Origin of the sequence: Microbacterium sp. LBN7, assembly GCF_045690345.1 — a bacterium.
GTDB lineage: Bacteria > Actinomycetota > Actinomycetes > Actinomycetales > Microbacteriaceae > Microbacterium.
This window is the reverse complement of sequence record NZ_CP147856.1, coordinates 1,069,258-1,090,005: the sequence shown is the minus strand read 5'-3', so window position 1 is coordinate 1,090,005 and position 20,748 is coordinate 1,069,258. Positions and strand designations below refer to the sequence as shown.

The window sequence follows — 20,748 nt, the reverse complement described above, 5'->3', positions numbered from 1 at the left end:
CTTTGTCGGGAGTCGCGATTAGTCTCCCTGAGTGAGCGGATGCCGGGGGAGTGAGCATGACGGGTGACTTCTGGCTGCCGACCTCGCGTCGACGAAAGCAGCAGCCCGTGGTCTCGGTGCAGCCTGCCGATGACGCTCCCGAGGCGGGCGCCGACTGGCCGACGAACATCCCCGCGGTGGCGCAGGTGCTCCGAGAGGGACTCGAGCTCGACCCGGGGGTGACCTTCCTCGTGGGAGAGAACGGCAGCGGCAAGTCGACCATCGTCGAGGGCATCGCGATCGCCTACGGCCTGTCGCCGGAGGGCGGTTCGCGGCAGGCTCGGCATCGCACCCGCCCGACGGAGTCGCCCCTGTCGGACTGGCTGCGTCTGCAGCGCGGCGTCGGCGCGAATCGCTGGGGCTTCTTCCTGCGAGCCGAGACGATGCACTCGTTCTACACATATCTCGAGGAGAACCCGTCGACCCGCGGGCCCGACGTCCCGTTTCACGAGATGAGCCACGGAGAGTCCTTCCTCGCGCTGCTCGACAGCCGCTTCGACGATCCCGGCTTCTACTGCCTCGACGAGCCGGAGGCGGCGCTGTCGTTCAACTCGACGCTCGCGTTGATCGCGGTGCTCCGGCGGATCGCCGACGAGGGCGGGCAGGTGCTCTGCGCGACGCACTCACCGGTGCTCGCCGCGCTTCCCGGGGCCCGCATCCTCGAGGTCGGAGACTGGGGGATCCGGCCGACCGAGTGGGACGATCTCGAGATCGTGAACCACTGGCGCTCGTTCCTCGACAGTCCCGATCGCTACCTTCGGCACCTGCTCGACTAGCGGTGGTGGCGGCGTCGTAGGCTGGCGGGCATGACCGAGCAGAAGCCGCTGCGTCGTCGCGGGCGCCCGCGGGGTGGTTCCGATTCGCGAGAGCGGATCATCGGGGCGGCCGTCGACGAGTTCGGCGAGCAGGGGTACGACGGCGCGACCGTGCGCTCGATCGCCGCGCGCGCCGGCGTGGATTCGGCGCTCGTGCACCACTACTTCGGCACCAAGGCCGACCTGTTCGCGGAGGCCGTCGGCATCCCGCTCCGTCCGGACATCGACGTCCCCGGCATCGTGAGCGGGCCCCGAGACGAGGTCGGCGAGCGCCTCGTCCGCTACGTTCTCGAGGCGTTCGAGCAGCCCGACATCCGCCGTCGCGGCGTCATGCTGATGCGCACGGCGATCGGCAGTCGGCTCACGACGCCGCTCCTCGCGGGCTTCCTCTCGCGCGAGTTGATCGGTCGGATCGCGAAGCAGCTGGGAGTGGACGATGCCGAGCTGCGCGCGACACTCGTCGCCTCGCAGATCGCCGGGCTCCTCCTCACGCGCTACGTGCTCAAGATCGCGCCCATCGCCGCGGCATCCATCGATGAGCTCGTCGCCCGCATCGGCCCCACGGTGCAGCGCTACCTCTTCGCCTGACCCGCCCCACCCCGCCGCGGTCCCACCCACCCCGCCGCTGCCGCACCCCCGCCCCCGCGCCCGCGCACAGCTTCGGAGACAGCATCCGCCGCGCCGGTGTCGGCGGAGGACTGCGCGTGTGTCGCCCCGGTTCTCCGAAGCTGTGCGGTGGGTGTCGGCATCGTTGACGTGCTCGGGTCCGAGGCGCATAATTCATCACATGATGAATAACTCGGCTGTCGAGATCTCACAGCTGCGTGTGCGGCGGGGAAGCACGCACGTGTTCGACGGCATCGACCTCGCGATTCCGCGGGGGCAGATCACCGGACTGCTCGGGCCGTCGGGGTGCGGCAAGACCACGCTCATGCGCACGATCGTCGGCGTGCAGAAGATCGCGTCCGGTGAGGTGGTGGTTCTCGGTGAGCCCGGTGGATCCCGCCAGCTGCGCCGTCGCGTCGCATACGGGACCCAGGGTGCCGCGGTCTACGGCGACCTCAGCGTGCGACAGAACCTCGTCTACTTCGCTGCCCTGCTGAAGGCGCCGAGATCCGACGTCGACCGCGTGATCGACGAGGTCGGGTTGGGGCCGCAGAGCGGTCAGCTGGTCGATTCGCTCAGCGGCGGGCAGGCCACTCGAGTGTCGCTCGCGATGGCGCTCATCGGCTCGCCGGAGGTGGTCGTGCTCGATGAGCCGACCGTCGGTCTCGATCCCGTGCTGCGCGCCGAGCTCTGGGGGCTGTTCCGCGAGCTCGCCGATCGGGGGGTGACCCTGATCGTGTCGAGTCACGTCATGGACGAGGCGCTCCGCTGTGACCGACTGCTGCTGATGCGCGAGGGCCGGATCATCGCCGACACGACTCCCGCGGCCCTCCTGCAGGACACCGGCACCGCCGACCCGGAGGCCGCGTTCCTGGCGCTCATCGAACGTGACCGCGAGGTGTACGGCGACACGCGTCGATCCCGCAGGGATGCACGCGATCACCACGAGGAGGCGGGGCGGTGAACGGCCGGCGGATGCTGGCGACCGCAGGGCGCGTGCTCGCACAGCTGCGGCACGACCCCCGATCGATCGCCCTGATGCTCATCGCACCGAGCCTTCTCGTCGGCCTGTTCGCCTGGCTGTTCAGCGATCAGGACGGGGTGTTCGACCAGTTCGGCGGCGCGATCCTGGCGCTCTTCCCGTTCGTCGTGATGTTCCTCGTCACGTCGATCACGACGCTGCGCGAGCGCAGGTCCGGCACGCTGGAGCGATTGATGACGACGCCGCTCGGCAAAGCCGACTTCATCCTCGGCTACGCACTCGCCTTCGGGCTGATGGCGCTGCTGCAGGCCGTCATCACGGTGTCGTTCGCGGTGGGCGTGTGCGGGCTCGACGTCGACGGCCCGCTCTGGCAGCTGGGCCTGGTGGCGGTCGTCGACGCGCTGCTCGGCACGGCCCTGGGGCTGCTCGCGAGCGCCTTCGCCCAGACCGAGTTCCAGGCCGTGCAGTTCATGCCCCTGCTGGTGTTCCCGCAGATCATCCTCGGCGGACTGTTCATGCCGCGCGACCGGATGCCCGATGTGCTGCACGCGATCTCCGACTGGCTGCCGTTGAGCCACGCTATCGACACGATCAACGCGGTCGCGGCGGGTGACGACGGGTGGGACGTGTTCGGGCCGCTGCTGATCGTGGTCGCCTTCGCTGTCGGTGCGCTGGTGCTCGCGTCTCTGACTCTGCGGCGGCGCACGCGCTGATCGACCCTGCCCGTTCACAATTCAGCAAGAACGCCGCACAACGCGGACAGACGGACCGGTTTCCAGGGCGCGCGCGCAGAACTGGCTGAGTTGTGGACGCCAGCGGCCGGCCTCAGCGCGCGGCGCGGCCCTTGGTGTGCCTGGTCGGTGCAGTGGACCAGGGATCCTCGGGCCACGGATGCTTCGGATAGCGGCCGCGCATCTCGGCGCGCACCTGGGCGTACGGACCCGACCAGAACGAGGTGAGGTCGTCGGTGACGGCGAGCGGGCGCCCGGCAGGGGAGAGCAGGTGGAAGAGCACCGGCACGCGCCCATCGACCAGCCGGGGAGTCTCCGCCCATCCGAAGCACTCCTGCAGCTTGACGGCCATGACGGGGCGGGTGTCGGTGTCGTCGGGGTCCGGGTACGAGATGCGGATGCGGGATCCGCTGGGGACCTCGAGACGCTCGGGCGCGAGCTCGTCGATGCGCCCGGCCTCGGGCCAGGGGAGCAGGCGGCGCAGCGCGGTGGTCAGGTCCAGCCGGGCCGCAGGGGTGCCGCCGGCCAGCGCGTCGAGCTCGGGCGCGAGCCAGGAGTCGAGGGCCTTGAGGAGTCCGGCATCCGACACATCCGGCCAGGGCGATCCCAGCTCTCGGTGCAGCAGCGCCAGGCGGCGTCGCAGCGCGACCGCGGTCTCGGACCAGACGAACAGGCTCAGCCCCTCGCGCCGAAGTGCTCGGCGAACGGCGTCCCTCCCCTCGTCGGCCGACGCCCGCACCGGCGCCGAGGACCGCAGGACCGCGCCCACCCGACGCTCGCGGCGCGCCTGGATGCGACCTCCGACGAACTCCGCCTCGACGCGGTCCGAGAGCAGGTGGCTGGCCGCCTTCTCCATCTGCTCCTCGGTGAGCGCCGCAGCGGACCGGACGATCGCCCCGGAGCCGGCGGCCGCACGGCCGGACGCCCGCGCGACATCGGCGATGGCCAGCCATTCCAGCGCGGCGAGCGGACCGCTCACTCCGGCGCGCGTGCCGGACGCCAGCAGGAACGTCGCTCCGCCGGCCGTGTGGTCCACGCGTCGGGCGACGCGCTCGGGGAACGCCAGCGCGATCACGAGACCTGTGCCATCGAGATCGGAGCGCGCGCCGGGCGCTGACGGCGTCAGCCTTTCGAGGCGATCGGCATCACTGCGCCACCGACGCGCATCGGGCGTCCGGCCGCCACGGAGCGCGATGAGCGCCTGTGCGACATCGGCGTCGGCGGTGCGCACGTCGCCACCCAGCAGCGCGACGACCTCGGCGGCGAGTCGAGTGCCGACGACCGGACTGCCGTCGCGCAAGGCGCGGGCGAGCCGGGGATCGGTCGGGATGCGTGCGAGGGCGCGGCCCGCGGCGGTCGCGCGGCCGTCGTCGTCGATCGCGCCGAGATCGCGCAGCACCGTGACTGCGTCTGCCAGGCTCTCGGCAGGCAGCGGGTCGATCAGGCGCAGACCCGTTCCGCCGGGCGCACCCCAGCAGGCGAGCAGCAGGGCGGCATCCGCGAGATCGCTCGAGGCGATCTCGGGCGTCGGCCGTGCGGGAGCAGCGGCATACGTGCGCTCGTCGACGCAGCGCACCACGGACCCCGGCCCCTGACGGGTCGCGCGCCCGGCGCGCTGCACGCACGAGGCGCGGGAGGCGGCGGTGGTCACGAGCCCCGTCATCCCGCGGGCTGCATCGCGTTGCGGGCTCCTGGCCAGGCAGGTGTCCACCACGAGCCGCACGCCGGGCACGGTGAGCGACGACTCCGCGAGCGAGGTGGTGACGATGATGCGGGCCAGCTCGCCGGGGCGGCGTCCGCGGATCACGGCGTCCTGATCGGCGGCGGGCATCCGTCCGTGCAACTCCCGCACGTCGAACGCCTCGGTCGCGCTGCGGATGCGGCGCGCGATCTCCGACACCTCGCGCGCGCCCGGTGCGAAGACCAGCACGTCGGCAGCGGGGTCGTCGTCGTGCAGCTCCCGGGCAGCGGATGCCGTGACTCGAGCGACGTGATCGAGGAACGCCCAGGTGACACCCCGTTCGTCGAGGCGCGGCGCGGGACTCGGGGCCCAACGCTCGGTGAGCGGGAAGGCGGGCACGACGTGGTCGACGATCGGAGCGCGCTGTTCGTCCGTGCCGAGCACAGCGGCGATCCGCGTGGCATCGAGAGTCGCCGACATCGCGATGAGCACGAGGTCGTCGCGCAGTTCGCGCACCTCCGAGAGCAAGCCGATCAGGAGGTCGGTCTCGAGGGCGCGCTCGTGCACCTCGTCGATGATCACGGCATCCACCCCGGCGAGTCCCGGGTCATCCAACAGACGCCGCAGGAGCACACCCGCCGTGACGAACTCGACCCGGGTGTCCGCACCGGCCTTGCGCTCGCCGCGGACGGTGAACCCCACGCGGGTGCCGAGCGGCGAGCCGTCGAGCTGTGCCAGTCGACGCGCGGCGGCGCGGGCGGCGACCCGACGCGGCTGGGTGACGATCACGCGGCCCGGGCGGCGCGAGGCGAGCAGCGGCGGCACGAGCGTGGTCTTGCCGGTGCCCGGAGGAGCGCTCACGACCACGGACGTGCTCGTGTCGAGGGCCGTCGAGAGCTCGTCGACGGCGGCCGCGAACGACAGACCCGCGCCGATCGTTGCGAGGTCGAAGGCGGCGGACGTCATCGTCCCAGTCTGCCCGGTCGGCGCGCGGACTGGCGGGTCGGGCAGCTCGGCGGCTCGTTCACAATTCAGTCAGAACGCAGCGGATCAGCGCCGCGCAGGCCGAATCCGACCGCTTGCGCGCCGTTCTTGCTGAATTGCGCACGCGCGACTGCCCGCAGACGACGGATGCCGCGACCGAATCGGCCGCGGCGTCCGCTGTGTCCTGTGCTCTACTCCGCGGCAGACGCCGGGGGAGCGGGCGGCGGCGGGCTGGTCGGCGCGGGGGTGCGCGGGGCGGGAGGAGCAGCCGCAGCCACGCCTTCGCCGATGCCGCGACCGACGGCCTGGCCCTGGATGATGCCGGCGAGGTCGAGTCCGGTCGCCGAGTGCACGCTGTCGAACACCGAGCGCAGGGCCTTCGCGCTGTCGGCGCCGACGACGCTCGATGCGCCGTCCTCGCCGGAGCTTCCGATGATCGACACGTTGCCGATCGCCCCATATCCCTTGGCGAACTCGGCCATGATCGACGGCAGCACCTCGAGCACGCGCTGCGAGAGGAAGGCGTCCTGGTTGGAGGCGATGGCCTTGGCCTCTGCCTCGAGTGCGGCGGCGCGGGCGTCACCGGTGGCGCGGATCGCCTCGGCCTCGGCGGCGGCCTGCAGGCGACGGGCGTGTGCCTCGGCCTCGGCCTTGGAGCGGAGCGCGTCGGCCTCACCCGTGGCGCTCGCCACGGCCGCGGCAGCCTCACCGTCGGCGCGGGCCTTGTCGGCCTGAGCCTGCTGCTCGGCGATGCGGGTGCGGGCCTCGGCCTGCTTGACCTGCTCGATCGCGGCGGCCTCTGCGGCGCGCTCACGGGTGTAGAGCTCGGCCTGCGCGCGGGTCTCGGCCTCGTAGCGCTGCGCGTCGGCGACGCGCTTGACGTCGGCGTCGAGCTGAGCCTGCCGGTTCTCGGCCTGCTGCTGCAGAACGGCCTGCTGCGCCTGCTCGCGGGCGAGGTTCTCGGCCTGCTCCGCCTCGGCGCGCGCCCGGCCGATGCCGGCGTTCGCGTTGGCGGTGTTGGTGTCGAGCGCGGTCTGCTCGACCAGGTTGGCTTCCTGGTTGGCGATGTTCTTCTGGTTGATCGCACGGTCGGCGTTGGTCTGCGAGATCTCCGCCGACTGACGCTTCGCCTGGATCTCGGGAGCACCGAGCGACTGGATGTAGCCGACCTTGTCGGTGATGCCCTTGATCTGGAACGAGTCGAGGATCAGGCCCTGCTCGGCGAGCTCCTGCGAGACGTCGGCGGCGATCTGATCGGAGAACTTCTTGCGCTCTCGCATGAGCTCCACGACCGACAGCGTGGCGACGATGCCGCGGAGGGCACCCTCGAGCTGCTCGGTGGTGAACTGCTCGATGGCCGTGTCCTGTGAGGCGAAGCGCTCGGCGGCGCGGCGCACGAGGAGCGGGTCGGAGCCGATCTTCACTATCGCGACGCCGTCGACGTTCAGGGTGACGCTGTCGAGCGACTGCGCCTCGGCGTTGAGGGAGACCTGGCGCGAGCGGAGCGAGATGATCTCGTGGCGCTGGGTGATCGGGTTGACCAGAGACTTGCCGTTCACGATGACCGTGACGGGCGACTCCGACATCTCGTCGCGGCTCGATCCGTCGGCACCGAGAACCGCGAGCTGCACCTTCTGCTTGCGTCCCGAGATGACGAGAGCCTCGTCGGCTCGGGCGACCTTGATCCAGCTGCGTGCGAACAGCAGCAGGATGAGCAGGACGACGACAACGACGACGACGGCGATGCCGACGATGACGAGGATGCCGATGATTCCGGCGATCTCCATGAATGACCCTCCCTCTTCCCCCCAAGGGGTGGCGCGCGATGCTGCGCGCCTTCACGCTCCACCCTGCCAGATCGGGCGGAGCGCGGTGAGAAGGGTCAACCGCGGCGGAGCTTCTCGGCCAGGTCGCGGAGGGTGCGGAGCTCGTCGTCGTCGAGGCGCGACATGCGCTCGGCGATCGAACGACCGTGGATCGTCGCGAGAGCGCGGAACGTGCGGGCCCCGGCATCCGTCGCTCGGATCAACGCGCCACGGCCGTCGTCGGGGTCGGGGCATTTCGCCACGAGGCCGCGCGTGACCATGCGGTCGACCAGTCGCGAGACGCTGGGCTGACTGATCAGCATGTTGTTCGTGACGTCGCGAAGGCGGGCGGTCATGCCGGGGGAGCGTGTCACCGTGAGGAGCACGTCGTACTCGGCCTGTGCGAGATCGCCGTGCTCGAAGTCGGTGACCATCTCGTCGAACAGTTCGTGCTGCGCGCGGAACAGGCTCTCCCAGGCCTCCAGGGCGAGCTTGCGATCGGTCATGGTCACAGAATACTGGCAACAGTAAAGGGCCGGTCGGAGAGGCTCCCGACCGGCCCTTGTCCCTTGCACCAAGAGTGTCCTGCAATCACATGCGGTGAGTGCCACAGCAAACATTCACCGTGTGATCACTGTATAACGGCGAGGTAACGAATGCAACGGTTTGGTCACGGAATCTTTGTGACGGCGTCGTTTCGTCCTATCTCGCTCTCCTCACGCCTCACCGGGCGGCGACTGCTGGCTCGGAGAACGGGACAACGTCAGCCGTGTGGTACTGGAACACGAGGCGAGCGGGCACCGCGCCTGCCAGTACCTCGTCGACGGACGAGTTCACCTGCTGCAGTTCGCGCGGCTCCGTGACGACCCTGGTGCGTCCGGCGGCGTGCAGGGCGAAGACTTCGGTGAGGTCCTGCCGGGTACCGACGATGGAACCGATGATGCTGATGCCCTTGAGCACGGTGTCGAAGATCGGCACCGTCAACTCGCCGCCTGCGGGCAGGGAGACGAGAACCAGTCGGCCTCCGCGATTCAGAGACGTGAATGCCTGGTCGAAGACGGTGGGCGCGACGGCGAGAACCACGGCCACGTCGGCACCTCCGAGACTCCGGATCTGCTCCACTGGATCCGAGTTGCGCGCGTCTACGACGTGATCTGCGCCAAGCTCGGATGCCAGCTCCAGCTTGTCGTCCGTGACATCCACTGCGATGACTTTGGCGCCCACGAGGCGGGCGTACTGAACGGCGAGATGTCCGAGTCCGCCGATGCCGAAGATCACGACGGTTTCTCCCGGAGTGACGCGCGCGTTCTTGATCGCTGCGTACGTCGTGACTCCCGCGCAGGTGAGGGGTGCGGCGTCGAGCGCGGTGACGCCGTCGGGCACGGGGGTGGCGAAACGGGAGTCAGCCAGCATGTACTCGCCGAACCCGCCATCTACGGCGTAGCCGTTGTTGTACTGCTGCTCGCAGAGGTTCTCGCGGCCGTCGATGCAGTACCGACACTCGCCGCACGCGTGTCCGAGCCACGGCATCGCGACCCGCTGCCCGATCGTGCGGTTCGTCACCCCGTCTCCGAGCTGCTCGATGATCCCCACGCCTTCATGCCCGGGAACCAGAGGAAGACTCGGCTTCACCGGCCAGTCTCCGTGCATCGCATGGATATCGGTGTGGCACAGCCCGCACGTCTCGAGGCGGACCAGAACTTGTCCGGGACCGGGCTGCGGGATCGGGCGCTCCTCGACGTGCGCCGGCGAACCGAATTCTGTGACAACTGCTGCTCGCATCATTCCTCCTTGACGGGATTCGTACGACGGAAGTCTTTCGCGGGTGATGGAGAGGCCACGGGTCCAAGGTCCCTTCGTGTGGAGATCGTGTGGTGCGGACCGACGATCATGGCGCTGCTGGCACGGAGAGGGCAGTGGCGGCGCTCGGCGCGACCGGAACCTCTTCCTCGTGCTCGGGGACCCGCGCAGGCCAGCCGAGCTCGCGTTCGATCCGCAGGCGGAGCGTGTCGGCCGCTGCGGGCTCGCCGTGGGTGACGTACACGGCAGCCGGCGGCCGAGGAGCCTTCCGCATCCAGTCGATGATGTCGTCGGCATCAGCGTGCGCGGACATCGAGTCGATCGCCGCGACTTCAGCTTTGATCGGCACGTCCTTGCCGAAGATGCGCAGAGAACGTTCGCCCGCGGCCAAGCGTGCTCCCCGCGTGCCACCCGCCTGAAAGCCGGTGAGGACGATGGTGTTGCGCTGGTCAGGACCGTATGCCCGGAGATGATGAAGGACGCGACCACCTGTGAGCATCCCGCTGGCCGAGACGATGATCATCGGACCGCCGCGGAGGTTGAGGAGCTTCGATTCGTCGACGCTGCGGACCGGTGTCGCAACCTGGTAGAGGCGCTCGACCTCCTCGGACGACATGCGGTGTTCTTCGGGATGGCCGCGATAGACATCCGCGACGCTCACAGCCATCGGGCTGTTCACATAGATCGGCACGTCGGGGATATCTCCGCGTTTTAGGAGCCTGGACAGATGGAGCAGGATCGTCTCTGTGCGGCCCACCGCGAAAGCCGGGATCAGGACGACGCCACCCCGGCGAACAGTGCGGCGAACGATGTCCCCGAGCTGCTCCTCCGGATCGGCGTCGCTGTGGCTGCGGTTTCCGTAAGTGGATTCGGTGACGAGCACGTCGGCGCCATCGAATGGGTGCGGTGGGCGCATGAGCGGTTCATCCGGACGGCCAAGATCACCTGTGAAGCACAGCCGGACCCCGCTGACATCAAGGTAGGCGCTCATGGCCCCCAGAATGTGGCCGGCCCTGAGGAGCCGGACACTCGCCGACCGGGTGAGCGCGACGTCGTCGCCCTCAGGCACGGCGACAAACCGCTCCAAGGCCGCGGTGGCATCGTCGACCGTATAGAGCGGGTGGGGTTCCGGATGCCGGGACCAACCGTGCTTTGCCGCATGGCGCGCTTCCTCCTCGAGAAGATGCGCGCTGTCCAGGAGCATGATGCGGCAGAGCGCGACCGTGCCCTCACTCGCGTAGATGCGACCGCGGAACCCGTCGCGCACGAGCGCCGGAAGGTAGCCGGAATGATCCAGGTGCGCATGCGTGAGCACTACCGCGTCGATGGACTCCGGAGGGACCGGGAACGGGGCTCGGTTTCGCTCGCGGAGCACCTTGAAGCCCTGGAAGAGCCCACAGTCCACAAGAACCCGCGAGGATGAGTCGGAGACAAGGTAGCGCGAGCCCGTCACGGTGTCCGCGGCGCCGAGAAACGCCAGCGAGACGCCGCCCGAGTCCCGCACACGCCGCCGGTCTCTCGCGGTCATCGCTTCACCCGAGTCTCCGGAGGTGCCGCTGCCGCTGCCGTGTTCGCGATCTCACGGCCCCACCGTCGTGCACGGTCCAGTTCCGCCGGCAGCAGGTGACTGTCCTTGTCGACGAGAAAGCTTTCCGAGGGGAGCACCTCGTGCAGGCCCTGCTTTCTCAGCCGCTTCGCGATCGCGGAAGCTGCGGAACCGGTGAAGATCCGCGGCATATCGACGCGGGTGTCAAACGCGACGTAGCCGATACCGACGGAGGGACAGCGGTCGATCCACTCCCTCACCCCGGTGGTGCCGGCGTTGCCTTCGAACCGCAGATGCTTGACCGGGTCGCGTGCCCAGCTTTCGGCCTCCGCCCGGGAGGCAGGCCCGCTCAGCGAATGTGCGTGAGTCGGCGCGCCGAGGACCAGGACGTCGCATTCAGTGACGGCGGGTGCGTCGACAACGGACATCAAAGACACGGGAGTGGTCTCCCGGATTCCGTCAGCGATGGCCTCAGCCACGCGCCGCGTTCCGCCGAACAGCGATTCGAAGACGAGGGTCACCGTCGGAAGCGATTCTTGAGGCGCATCCGTGTTCACCGCCCCGTCTCCACTCGGATCAGATCGGTGATGTCGATCGGCTGCGTGGGCGGAAGCTGCAAGTCGGCCGGACCGACGGAAAGCGGTGGACGGATGACGAAGCTGGTGTCGTTCATGATGCTCCTTGTGCGGCGATCTGGTTCCCCCGATGTCACATCGTTTCCCGTCGCCGATTCGGACGCAGGGTCGAACGTCCCATGGCGTTCAGCAACGTTCGGAGGACCTTTTGCCCTCTTGCGCAACGTAGGTCGAGATAGCTTTCGGCGACCGATGCAAAGAGAGAAGGGCTGAGAGACGATGACCGCCACGACCGAGAGTTACGGGCAGCAAAGCCGCGTGCGGGTGTCTCGCCCGACGACCAACTGGCACACACAGCACAGCGAGGCCCTCACCCCTGGGCAGCGGGCGGCTGACAAGTTGAGGAACGGGATGGGGTCCTGGTTCTTCATCGCGTGCTTCCTTCTCTTCATGCTCGCCTGGGCTGGCGTGAATGCGATGGATTTCTCCTGGGACCCTTACCCGTACATCCTGTTGAACCTGTTCCTCAGCATGCTGGCTGGTCTGCAGGGAGCCATCCTTCTCATCGCCGCAAAGCGTCAGGACGCGATCGCCGCTGTGCTCGCACAACACGACTACGAGACGAACGTCGCGGCCAAGCAGGAACTCGAGGAGTTGATGGAGATCAACCGACTTCAGCTGGATCTGCTCCGCGAAATGCACGCGCAGGGCCCGCCCCACTCGCATCCCTCTGACGTTCACGACCGCGTGCCGCACACGAGCGAAGCGTGAATCAAGCTGGTGTGTGGCCCGCTCCCTCAGCCGCCGCATAGACCGCGGCCTGGGTGCGGCGCACCATGCCGAGCTTGGCGAGGAGGCCGGAGACATAGTTCTTGACCGTCTTCTCAGCAAGACCGAGGCGTTCTCCGATCTGACGGTTCGTGAGCCCTTCGGCGATCAGCCCCAGAGCCTGGCGCTCTCGAAGAGTCAAATCCACCGACGGAGAGCGCGTCTCTGCCGCTCGGGCCTCGATGTTGCGGCGCACGCGATCCGCTATCTCCTGAGGGATCAAGTTGTCGCCTCGCGCCGCACGGTGGATCGACTCGATAAGCAGCGTGCCCCGAATCGTCTTGAGCACGTACCCGGACGCCCCCGCCATCACCGCGGCGACGCTCGCAGCATCGTCATCGAACGCGGTGAGCATGAGGCAGAAGATGCCAGGATGCTCGGATCGGATGCTGCGACACAGGTCGATCCCGTTCCCGTCTGGAAGATGCACGTCGAGGACGACCACGTCGGGCGACGTCGCGGCGACTCGCCCGAGGGTCCCGTGGACGGCCCCCGATTCCCCGATGACCTCCAGTCCTGGGTCAGCATCGATCATCTGAGCGATGCCGCGGCGCACGATCTCGTGGTCGTCTACGAGGAACACGCGGGTCATGGAGAGATCTCCTCTGCCGATTCGAGCGGGACGTGCCATCGCACCCGCGTGCCGCCCGTGCTTCGGGGCTCGATGTTGCAGACGCCGCCGTGTGTGCGCGCGCGAGTGGCGAGGTTCGCCGTGCCGCTCGCGCGCGCCGGCCGCGCGGGCATGCCGATCCCGTCGTCGTCCACGATGATCGTGACGTGCGAAGCCGTGGCCGAGACGCTGACCTCCGTAGTCGTCGCACGGGCATGACGAGCGACGTTGGTGAGCGATTCGCGCACAACGGCGACCACGTCATCGGCGAGCATTCCCGTCACCAAGAGGTCGACCGGCCCGGCAAATGCAATACGGGGCGAGCTGTCGAGAAGCGGCGTGAGTTCGTTCGCCACATCGAGCAGGCGATGGCGGAGCGATCCGGGATCAGAGGTCTGCAGCGTGAAGATAGCCGTGCGGAAATCGGCGATGGCGGCATCGATCTCTCCCACCTGCGCGGTGATCTTCGTGGCGTGCTCGGGAATCTTCGCCGCGAGCGCCTGCAGGCCGAGTCCTGTGCCGAACAGTCGCTGGATGACGTTGTCGTGAAGATCTCTGGCGATACGGGCTCGGTCCTCAATCAGGTCCAGCCGCTGACGATCGGCGCGCGCCTGAGCGAGTGCGAGTGCGAGACCCGCCTGGGCGGCGAACTCCGCAAGCGTCGACAGATCCTCGGGCGAGAACCGTCGACCCTTCGCGTCACGTGTCACGCAGAGAGCTCCAGCAGATTCACCCCCGACCACCAGAGGAACTGCGACCGTGGCGCCGCCGGCGAGGCGCGGGTCGTCCGACAATGCATCCGGGGGCCCCTCGGACACCGCCGCGCCCCCAGTGGCCATCGCTCGCGACGCCGCCGACCGGGGACTCGAGATCTCTGCGCCCTCGAGGGACTCAGCGCCGGCTCCGCGCGCCGTCTCGACACGATAATGGCCGGTGAGAAGGTTCGGAACGACGATGTAGACGAGGTCGGCTTCGACGAGCGAGGCGACCCGCTCGGCGAGCACGCCGAAAACGTCGCCAGCGTCCGGGGCCAGGAGAGCAGCGTTGATCTCGGCGAGTGCGGTGCTCAGGCGTTGCAGTCGGCGGGACTCCTCAAAGCGCCTGGCGTTGTCGATAGCGATCGCCGCGGTCGACGCGAGCGCGAGGACGAGCTCCTCGTCTTCATCGGAGAAAGTGCCGTCGGCGCGGTTGGTGAGGTACAGGTTCCCGTAGATCTCACCGCGCACTCGGATTGGCACCCCGAGAAAGGTGCGCATCGGTGGATGGTGGGCCGGGAACCCTACCGACCGAGGATCGTCTCCGAGATCTTCGAGCCGGATCGGATGCTCGCTCTCGATGACCGCTCCGAGAATGCCGTGACCTTCGGGAAGGTGTCCGATCTCCAGGGCCACCTCGTCAGGCATCCCCACGTGGATGAACTGCTCGAGACGTCCGTCGCGATCGATGACCCCGAGAGCACCGTATTGTGCATCCACCAGAGTGAGGGCAGCCTCGGCGATGTGGCGAAGGACCTGCTCGAGTTCAAGATCTTCGACCACGGCTTGGTTCGCGCGAAGAAGACTGCGAAGACGTCCTTGAGCCCCCAGAACACGGTGAGCGCGTTCGACCAGTTCCCCGATCGTGCGCTCCAACTCCGAGCGCCGCTCATCTGGGAAGTTGAGGTGACCTTCCTCCATCGCACTCCCTTCCGGGCTGTCGATGCTGACGACACTACTCCCGAACAGACGCCGAGGGACCTTCGACTCTGCACGCCGGGCGACGGATGACCGACGATCGTTTCGAACCTGTTCCGATCCAAGAGGCGGTGGACGAATGCCTGCACGATACGTCCTCGGCGTCGGCAATCCAGATGGGGTGGATGGGGCCGAGGCCTGGGCGAGATCCCACGCGTCCGTCGCGGACGTTCCTCTAGTCCGTGTGCGCGTCCGAAGGACAGATGCCGTTGCCGCACACCATCATCACGCGGCCGACTACACTCCGGCGCACGATTTGGTGTATCTCGACGGTCCGGTCCCGGAAGCACTCGCGCGCTTCGTAAATGCCGATGACATCCTTGTGATCGGTACGGGTAAGACCGGGTTCATCCGCAGCCGTGTCTTCGGCACGTTGAGCTTGCAGATCGCCGCTGAGGTCGCGTGCAGCGTCGCCGTGATTCCTGAGGTCGACCTGCGGTTCCGTACCGGGGTCGTCGCCGGTGTGAAAGACGACGACCTGCTGCCGGCAATCATTCGGGCCTCCGCTGAGGAGGCGCGTGCCCGGAAGGAGCCGCTTCAGTTGATCCACTCATCGTTTGCCGGTCTCGTCCCTGCCCCCGTCGAGACGCGGGGGCCGATCCTCGATCGCGCTGCGTCCGCGGCAATCATCAACGGTGCTGACCTGAGGGTTCGAACCCACGGGACGGAGCGCGCGCCCGCGGAGGCACTGCTCGACGCCTCGCGGAACGCGTCACTTCTCATCATCGGAGCGGGGCACCCGCGGGGAGCCGGGCATGCTCTCGGATCCGTGACCCATGACGTGCTCGTGAACATCAACGCGCCCGTCCTGATCGTACGCCCGTCACCGGAGGACCACGCCGAGCTGGGAGGGCAGCGAACATCATGATCGATAACGCCGCTGCTGTGCCGATCATCGTGGGTGTCGACGGCTCCGCCGCTTCGGTGGAGGCGCTCGTGCATGCGGCGACAATTGCTGCCGCCTTCGATACGCCGCTTGAGGCGATCACGACCTGGACGTACCCGGTTATGGTGGATCCGTTCGATCCAAGCACTGACTGGTCGCCGAAGGAGGAGGCGCAAAGGCTTCTCGACGAGTCCGTGCGAGAAGCATTTCAAGGAGCCCCTCCAGACCGGTTTCGTGCCTCCACTCTTCCTGGTCCGGCCGCCGAGGTGCTGCTCGAGCAGAGCAACCGCGCGGCGATGCTCGTCGTCGGCAGCCGCGGCCGCGGCGGATTCAGCAGATTGCTGCTCGGTTCAGTCAGCACCGCTTGCGCAAGCCATGCACGCTGTCCCGTCCTCGTCGTCCACGCTCCCGCCGCACTGAACATCTGAGCGTCACACCCGTGAAAGGGGCGGTGCGCCCGAAGCACCGCCCCTTCCATCTCCCCTCTCGGCGCCACCCTTCGCCTTTGTGTCAGGTCCCACACCTGGCACAAGACCGAATCCCCAGTACAGGCGGCTGACCATCGATCCCTCCGGACGTGGTCTCGTACTGTGCAGCGTCACCCACCGCCCCACGGTCTGAGATGCGGGATCGGATGCGGCTTGTCTGCCGCCTGAGGCGGCGTACGGCCCCGCGTCGAGCTGCGTCCGTCCGATGTGATCTCGAGACCGGGGGTCGGGGATGGATCGCCTCCACGGTTCGAGACGGGACCGCGTGCAGCGAAGCGGCGACCTGTGACCGTCTCTGGGACGAGTCGCACGTAGTTGTGCTTGGCGGTGGGCGTGCTCGAGACAAGGCCGAGAATCCCGGACGCTTCGATGGCCGCATCGGTATTCATTCGCGTCGCGGTTCCCCTGATCACGACGCTCCAATGGAACGCGTCCTCCATGCCGTCGACCTCGAGAGCCACCTCGGGATGGGCGACGATGCTTCTCAGCTTGGTGCCCGGCGCCGACCTCATGAACAGGTTCCCCTCGTGCACGAGGTAGTCGAGAGGAAACACATCGGGGTGGCCATCGACGTTCTGGATGGCGAGCCGGCCCAAAGAGTTCGCCTCAACCAGCCGCCAGCACATGGCCGTGCCGATCTTCTCGACGCCGGCGAACTCGGCCCGCACGGATGCGAGCGGCGCATCGCGGTAGTACGGGTTCGGGTCGTCGTTTGCCATCGTCTGTCTCCTGAGTCGCCGGCTGCTGTGCAAGAAGGTGTCCAGTCAACCGTCGAGCAGCCCGACCGGACAGGGTCGAAGGTCCCGAGAATGCTTGCGATTCCAGCGGTACGCTGATGCGCACCTGAGAACAGCGACATGAACGGGGGCGAGATGTTCCGTATCTTTCTCGTCGACGACCACGAGGTGGTTCGGCGCGGTGTCGCCGACCTCCTGGACGCGCAGCCGGATCTCACCGTGATCGGCGAGGCGGCGACCGTTCGCGAGGCTGCCGCACGCGTAGCGGCAACGCTGCCGGATGTCGTGGTGCTGGACGTGCATCTCCCTGACGGCAGCGGCATCGATCTCTGCCGTCAGATTCGGCAGGCGCATCCAAGAGTGCAGTGTCTGATACTCAGCGCGTTCGACGATGACGATGCGGTCTTCGCGGCCGTGATGGGTGACGCGGCAGGCTACCTGGTGAAGACGCTACGCACCGGCGAACTCGTGGCGGCGGTCCGCGCCGTCGCGGGAGGCCAGAGACTGCTGAAACCATCGATGGTGCGACATGTCACGCGCAGTGTCAGTGCGGCTGACGACGAGGACCCTCGCTTCGGCGCGCTGAGTCTGCGCGAGAAGCAGATCCTCGCCCTCATCGCCGAGGGACTATCGAATCGGCAGATCGGCGACCGGCTCGGCCTGGCCGAGAAGACCGTGAAGAATTACGTCTCTTCCCTGTTGAACAAGCTGGGGCTTGAGCGGCGCACGCAGGCGGCAGTCCTTCAGGCTGAGCGGGCAAATCGCTCGACCGATCACCCGCTCGGTCGGTGAACGGTCCCTCCAGCAGGCCCCGTCCAGGTCCAGTTCTTGATCTCGGGTGCGTCCTCGCCATGGAGCCGCGTATATGCCCGTGCGCGTACCCGTGAATCCTGCATTTCCTGTCGCAAGCCCGCCTCCCTGGCTCCGAGACCAGGAACTCGGTCGATCACGTCCATCACCAGGTGGAACCGGTCGATGTCGTTCATCATCACCATGTCGAATGGTGTGGTCGTGGTGCCTTCCTCGATGTATCCGCGCACGTGGAGATGGGCGTGGCCGTGCCGGCGATAGGTCAGACGATGAATGAGCCACGGGTAGCCGTGGTAGGCGAAGACGACAGGCTTGTCGGCGGTGAAGATCGCGTCATATTCCTGATCGTCCAGGCCGTGCGGATGCTCGCCCTGCGTTTGGAGCCGCATGAGGTCGACGACGTTGACGACGCGCACCTTCAGTCCCGGTATCCGGCTCCGCAGGATGGATGCTGCGGCGAGCACCTCCAGCGTCGGGACGTCGCCCGCCGCCGCGAGGACGACATCGGGTTCCTCCCCGGGCCGTTCCGTCCCTGCCCAGTCGAGAAGGCCCAATCCGCGGGTGCAGTGCTCGATCGCGGCATCCATATCGAGCCAGTTCGGCGCAGGCTGCTTCCCTGCGACGACGACGTTCACGTAGTCGCGAGAACGCAGACAATGGTCGTAAGTCGATAGGAGGGTGTTCGCATCGAACGGCAGATACACCCGGACGACATCGGCCTTCTTATTCACGACGTGGTCGATGAACCCGGGGTCCTGGTGGGACAGCCCGTTGTGGTCCTGCCGCCAGACGTGAGAGCTGAGCAGGTAGTTCAGCGAGGAGATCGGCCTCCGCCACGGTATGCCCCGGCTCGTCTTCAGCCACTTCGCATGCTGATTGAACATCGAGTCCACGATGTGGATGAACGCCTCGTACGAGTTGAGGAGGCCGTGGCGGCCGGTCAACAGGTATCCCTCCAGCCAGCCCTGGCACTGATGTTCGCTGAGCATCTCCACGACCCTGCCGGTGCGCGCCAGATGGTTGTCGTCGTCCATCGGCAGCGACTCGGCGTTCCATTGCTTGTCCGTCACTTCGAAGACGGCATCGAGGCGGTTGGATGCTGTCTCGTCGGGGCCGAAGATGCGGAAGTCGTGCGGGTTGGCCTCGATCACATCGCGAAGCCAGCCCCCGAGCACACGGGTCGCCTCGCTCACAGTCGCGCCCGGCTCTGGGACGTCGACCGCGTATTCGCGGAAGTCCGGGAGTCGCAGATCCTTCCTCAGCAGCCCGCCGTTCGCTACCGGGTTGGCACTCATCCTCAGGTCCCCGTCGGGGGCCAGTGCTGAGACCGATTCGGCGACGGCGCCGTTCTCATCGAAGAGGTCATCCGGACCGTAGGACCGCATCCACGATTCGAGCAGCCTTGTGTGCGCCTCGGTGTCGCGCGCATCGCGCAACGGCACCTGATGCGATCGCCAGTTGTCCTCCGCCGGGTGGCCGTCGATCTCTCTCGGGCACGTCCACCCTTTCGGCGTGCGCAGGATGATCATCGGCCACGCCGGTCGCCCGCGCAGAGCGCCGGAGTCTGCATCGGCCTTGATCTGCGCGATGTGATCCAGTACTTCGTCGATGACCACGGCGAAGCGTCGATGCACGTCCATCGGATCCTCGCCGTCGAACCCACCGGAGACAAGGTACGGGGTGTGGCCGTACCCACGCATGAGCTCGAGCAGTTCCGTCTCGGGTATCCGAGCGAGAAGCGTGGGGTTGGCGATCTTGTATCCATTGAGATGCAGGATCGGCAGAACCACCCCGTCCTGCTGCGGATCGAGAAACTTGTTCCCGTGCCACCCGGTCGCCAGAGGGCCGGTCTCTGCCTCGCCATCACCGACGACCGTGGCGACGAGGAGGTCGGGATTGTCGAACGCGGCGCCGTAGGCATGAGAGAGGGAGTAGCCGAGCTCACCGCCCTCGTGGATCGACCCGGGGGTCTCCGGTGCGACGTGGCTCGGTATGCCCCCAGGGAAGGAGAACTGGCGGAACAGTCGCCGCACGCCGTCCTCCGAGCGATCGATGGAGTTGTAGATCTCGCTGTACGTCCCATCCAGGTAGGCGTTCGCGACCATGCCGGGACCGCCGTGCCCGGGGCCGGCGATGTAGATCGCGTGGAGAGATCGCTCTTGGATGACGCGATTGAGGTGCGCGTAGACGAAGTTGAGGCCCGGGGTGGTTCCCCAGTGTCCGAGTAGTCGCGGTTTGATGTGCTCCCTGTCAAGCGGTTCTCGAAGCAGTGGATTGTCGAGCAAGTAGATCTGCCCGACGGAGAGATAGTTCGCTGCCCGCCACCACGCGTTCACAGCATGGAGTGTCGGCTCTGCGACGGGCCTCACGCCACGTAGCGGCCACGGATGTGCGGCCAGGAAGTCGACGGAGCGGTCATCGGGCATCCCAGCGGATAGTTCGTCCATTGCTGCAGTCTTGCCCTGAGCCGACACCCGCGCCAGTGCCCTAGGTCCCGCCGGTCGGGATCGCGGTGGCGGGACCTTCGACCCTGGCTGCACCAGCGAAGCGGGCCCACGATGTCTGCACGACACCGAAGTCTCAAGAACGGGAGCCATCATGACCGAGACGGAACGCCAGCCTTCTCGACAGCTGACCGAGGATGAGTGCTGGGAGCATCTGTCGCGGGCACCCTATGGACGGATCGCATCCAGCGCAGCCGGCGAGATCGATATTTTCCCGGTCAACCACCGGACGGACGGGCACTCCCTCGTCTTCCGCACGTCGGCGGGCACGAAGCTGGTGGAGTTGACGATCCGCAGCTCGGTCGCGTTCGAGATCGACGGGCACGATGATCGTGAGGCCTTCAGCGTGGTCGTCAAGGGCACCGCGGAGGAGTTCGACCGGGATGCTGAGGTGCGAGACGCGGAACGCCTGGGGGTGCGTCCCTGGGCCCCGGAAGAGAAGGACCGTTGGGTGCGGATCACTCCCACCAGCGTCCAAGGTCGAGCGTTCGATCTCGTGACTGGACCGTCGTCCTGAGAACCTCGAGGTTCGCACGTCGCATCCGGACCAGAGGGGCGCCGCATCGATGGATGCGGCGCCCCTCTGGT

At 67.5% G+C, this 20,748-nt stretch carries 19 protein-coding genes; 9 read left to right on the top strand and 10 right to left on the bottom strand.

The features are described from left to right. The first annotated feature begins 56 nt into the window (after positions 1-56). From LBN7_RS05275 to LBN7_RS05260, 4 genes are all read left to right on the top strand, one after another. On the top strand, positions 57-815 hold the full coding sequence (locus LBN7_RS05275) for an AAA family ATPase (protein ID WP_341946317.1): 759 nt from the start codon (positions 57-59) through the stop codon (positions 813-815). Between the two features lie 30 nt (positions 816-845). Then, the gene (locus tag LBN7_RS05270) at positions 846-1,442 is read left to right on the top strand and encodes a TetR family transcriptional regulator (RefSeq protein WP_407361179.1); all 597 of its coding nucleotides are present in this window, start codon (positions 846-848) and stop codon (positions 1,440-1,442) included. A gap of 202 nt (positions 1,443-1,644) precedes the next feature. Beyond that, the gene (locus LBN7_RS05265; RefSeq protein WP_407361701.1) at positions 1,645-2,424 is read left to right on the top strand and encodes an ABC transporter ATP-binding protein; all 780 of its coding nucleotides are present in this window, start codon (positions 1,645-1,647) and stop codon (positions 2,422-2,424) included. Then, positions 2,421-3,155 carry an ABC transporter permease gene (locus tag LBN7_RS05260; RefSeq protein WP_407361178.1) on the top strand — a complete coding sequence of 245 codons (735 nt, stop codon included), beginning with the start codon at positions 2,421-2,423 and terminating at the stop codon, positions 3,153-3,155. Before LBN7_RS05265 ends, LBN7_RS05260 begins: the two co-directional genes overlap by 4 nt. 112 nt (positions 3,156-3,267) lie before the next feature. Here the strand turns inward: LBN7_RS05260 and hrpB are convergent, their stop codons facing one another. The 6 genes from hrpB to LBN7_RS05230 all read right to left on the bottom strand — a co-directional run bounded on the left by hrpB (position 3,268) and on the right by LBN7_RS05230 (position 11,510). Next, positions 3,268-5,820, bottom strand: coding sequence for an ATP-dependent helicase HrpB (gene hrpB, locus LBN7_RS05255; RefSeq protein ID WP_407361177.1), 2,553 nt, complete (start codon positions 5,818-5,820; stop codon positions 3,268-3,270). 209 nt (positions 5,821-6,029) lie between these two features. Continuing rightward, positions 6,030-7,625, bottom strand: coding sequence for an SPFH domain-containing protein (locus LBN7_RS05250; RefSeq protein ID WP_407361176.1), 1,596 nt, complete (start codon positions 7,623-7,625; stop codon positions 6,030-6,032). A 95-nt stretch (positions 7,626-7,720) separates the two neighbouring features. After that, positions 7,721-8,149, bottom strand: coding sequence for a MarR family winged helix-turn-helix transcriptional regulator (locus LBN7_RS05245; RefSeq protein WP_116634326.1), 429 nt, complete (start codon positions 8,147-8,149; stop codon positions 7,721-7,723). 217 nt (positions 8,150-8,366) lie between these two features. Beyond that, entirely contained in the window at positions 8,367-9,425 is a 1,059-nt protein-coding gene (locus LBN7_RS05240; RefSeq protein WP_407361175.1) for a zinc-dependent alcohol dehydrogenase, read from the bottom strand. Positions 9,426-9,531: 106 nt separating this feature from the next. Next, on the bottom strand, positions 9,532-10,971 hold the full coding sequence (locus LBN7_RS05235) for an MBL fold metallo-hydrolase RNA specificity domain-containing protein (RefSeq protein ID WP_407361174.1): 1,440 nt from the start codon (positions 10,969-10,971) through the stop codon (positions 9,532-9,534). Further along, positions 10,968-11,510, bottom strand: coding sequence for a flavodoxin family protein (locus LBN7_RS05230; protein ID WP_407361173.1), 543 nt, complete (start codon positions 11,508-11,510; stop codon positions 10,968-10,970). The genes LBN7_RS05235 and LBN7_RS05230 overlap by 4 nt, the downstream gene beginning before the upstream one ends. Positions 11,511-11,843: 333 nt before the next feature. On the opposite strand from LBN7_RS05230, the gene LBN7_RS05225 reads away from it, so the two are divergent. After that, positions 11,844-12,335, top strand: a complete 492-nt coding sequence (locus LBN7_RS05225; protein ID WP_407361172.1) for a DUF1003 domain-containing protein — start codon at positions 11,844-11,846, stop codon at positions 12,333-12,335. A 1-nt stretch (position 12,336) separates the two neighbouring features. On the opposite strand, the gene LBN7_RS05220 is transcribed toward LBN7_RS05225, so the two are convergent. Both LBN7_RS05220 and LBN7_RS05215 read right to left on the bottom strand, forming a co-directional pair. Further along, a complete protein-coding gene (locus tag LBN7_RS05220; RefSeq protein WP_407361171.1) occupies positions 12,337-12,984 on the bottom strand; it encodes a response regulator in 648 nt (215 codons plus the stop codon). Beyond that, a complete protein-coding gene (locus LBN7_RS05215) occupies positions 12,981-14,678 on the bottom strand; it encodes a GAF domain-containing protein (protein ID WP_407361170.1) in 1,698 nt (565 codons plus the stop codon). Before LBN7_RS05215 ends, LBN7_RS05220 begins: the two co-directional genes overlap by 4 nt. Before the next feature lie 136 nt (positions 14,679-14,814). On the opposite strand from LBN7_RS05215, the gene LBN7_RS05210 reads away from it, so the two are divergent. Both LBN7_RS05210 and LBN7_RS05205 read left to right on the top strand, forming a co-directional pair. Then, positions 14,815-15,603, top strand: a complete 789-nt coding sequence (locus LBN7_RS05210) for a universal stress protein (protein WP_407361169.1) — start codon at positions 14,815-14,817, stop codon at positions 15,601-15,603. Then, the gene (locus LBN7_RS05205) at positions 15,600-16,049 is read left to right on the top strand and encodes a universal stress protein (RefSeq protein ID WP_407361168.1); all 450 of its coding nucleotides are present in this window, start codon (positions 15,600-15,602) and stop codon (positions 16,047-16,049) included. The genes LBN7_RS05210 and LBN7_RS05205 overlap by 4 nt, the downstream gene beginning before the upstream one ends. A gap of 170 nt (positions 16,050-16,219) precedes the next feature. Here the strand turns inward: LBN7_RS05205 and LBN7_RS05200 are convergent, their stop codons facing one another. Continuing rightward, positions 16,220-16,828 carry a pyridoxamine 5'-phosphate oxidase family protein gene (locus LBN7_RS05200; RefSeq protein ID WP_407361167.1) on the bottom strand — a complete coding sequence of 203 codons (609 nt, stop codon included), beginning with the start codon at positions 16,826-16,828 and terminating at the stop codon, positions 16,220-16,222. A 138-nt stretch (positions 16,829-16,966) separates the two neighbouring features. Here LBN7_RS05200 and LBN7_RS05195 point away from each other — a divergent pair, with 138 nt between their 5' ends. Then, a complete protein-coding gene (locus LBN7_RS05195; protein ID WP_407361166.1) occupies positions 16,967-17,638 on the top strand; it encodes a response regulator in 672 nt (223 codons plus the stop codon). On the opposite strand, the gene LBN7_RS05190 is transcribed toward LBN7_RS05195, so the two are convergent. Then, positions 17,620-20,103, bottom strand: a complete 2,484-nt coding sequence (locus LBN7_RS05190) for a phosphoketolase (RefSeq protein WP_407361165.1) — start codon at positions 20,101-20,103, stop codon at positions 17,620-17,622. The two genes, LBN7_RS05195 and LBN7_RS05190, sit on opposite strands and share 19 nt — an antisense overlap. Positions 20,104-20,254: 151 nt before the next feature. Here LBN7_RS05190 and LBN7_RS05185 point away from each other — a divergent pair, with 151 nt between their 5' ends. Further along, positions 20,255-20,677, top strand: coding sequence for a pyridoxamine 5'-phosphate oxidase family protein (locus LBN7_RS05185; protein ID WP_407361164.1), 423 nt, complete (start codon positions 20,255-20,257; stop codon positions 20,675-20,677). Positions 20,678-20,748: the final 71 nt, after the last annotated feature.